Annotated in this window: 2 protein-coding genes; both read right to left on the reverse strand. The window is 64.2% G+C overall.

The features are described 5' to 3' along the window. Positions 1-720: methenyltetrahydromethanopterin cyclohydrolase (mch, locus tag EN991_RS36230; RefSeq protein ID WP_127370517.1), on the reverse strand; the 720-nt coding region annotated here is incomplete at its 3' end. Then, positions 717-1,408, reverse strand: a 692-nt coding sequence (locus EN991_RS36235; RefSeq protein ID WP_127370518.1) for an ATP-grasp domain-containing protein, incomplete at its 5' end; no start/stop codon positions are given. The genes mch and EN991_RS36235, both read right to left, overlap by 4 nt.

A 1,408-nucleotide genomic window follows, 5' to 3' on the forward strand; every position in this document is an offset into this window, starting at 1 on the left:
GAGCTGGACGCTGCCGCCATAGATGATGGCATCGTTGGTTCGGCCCATAGCGGTCAGGAAATCCGGATGGGGGGCGGGGATCGGCGCCGTTCCGATGCCGTCGACAACGTTTTCCAGCGGGAATTTGAGATCGTTGATCTTGTGCAGGGCAACCTCGAGCGCGCGCGCCACGATCTGCACGCCGCCGGCAAGGCTTTGTGTCGGCGCGTAGAGGAAGGTGAGCTTTTCCGTCGCCAGTCCAGTTGCCTTGCTCACTTTCTCAACGGTCGCGCGGGGAGGCGGTTCGGCCGTCTCAAGGATAAGCACCGCGGACGATGCGATGTCATGATAGGAAAGTGTTTCGAACAGCGGTTCGACCCGGGCGAGGGCCCGCGCAGGCCCAGATCCCATCGCGAAATAGTCCTGGCCAGACAGGTTCCAGCCCGCATACTGGCTGCCCAGGCAGGCCAGCACCGGCTGCGAAGATCGCGCTTCGACGGTGAACGGCCATTGCTGTGACGCGCGATCCATGAATACCGAAACGCTGCCGAGACCGCCCATCGCAGCCTCAGCCATGCGCATCCCGGCCTCGACGCTGCCGACGGTCTTGGCGCCGGCATCGATCAGGCGCTCGCCCAATGCTCCCTTGGAAACGACGATACGCAGGCGTTCGGCGTCGCCGATCATGCCGTCAACGATGCGCTGTGCATTGTCGTTCAGGAATGCCGAACCGTCTTTCATGTCCGGTCTCCTTCCCATTGGAGTTGCAATTGGCTGGCTTGTCCCTTGATGAGCCGCTTGGTCGATTGGGCGCTCGGACCGCGCGCGAAGACCGTGCAGACAGGGTCGCCGGCAATCAGACGGGTGCCAGCCGACTGTTGGTCCGCTGTCCATTCAGGCCAGGCAATCGACGGAAAGTGAGTGATTGGCGTCGCGGCGTAGGTCACCATCGACGCCATCGAATCGACGAAGCGCGGCAAGCGGAAGACCTGACCCGTCGCGGCGCGCAGATGCGCTTCGATCAATGGCGCGTCAACATCGTCGAAAATGTCGAGGGTGGCGCCCGGCCTCGGATTGATCTCGATGAACGTGTAGCCATCCGGTCCGCGGATCAGATCGGCGCTGCACAATCCAAGCAGGCCGGCGCGCCGCGTCAGACTTGAGAGCCAGCCGCCGATGACCGCCGCCTGTCTGCGATCGAAGCGTCTCAACCGTACGGCGCCGCCGTAGCGATAGGGCGCTGTGGGGGCGGGAGACGTCCATTGGTGGCTGAAACCCACGAGGTGCGCGGTTTGACCATTGCCGACGAACAGGGCCGAGATGCTGCGACCGGCAACGAAGCGCTGGAAGTAGCGGCCGGCGGTCGGGCTTTCTCCGGCTGCTCGTCTGACGTGTCCGCCGCCGGCGCCGCCCGCGGTCTTGACCACCC

Source organism: Mesorhizobium sp. M7A.F.Ca.US.005.03.2.1, from assembly GCF_003997795.1.
In the GTDB taxonomy this organism is placed as follows: Bacteria; Pseudomonadota; Alphaproteobacteria; order Rhizobiales; family Rhizobiaceae; genus Mesorhizobium; species Mesorhizobium ciceri.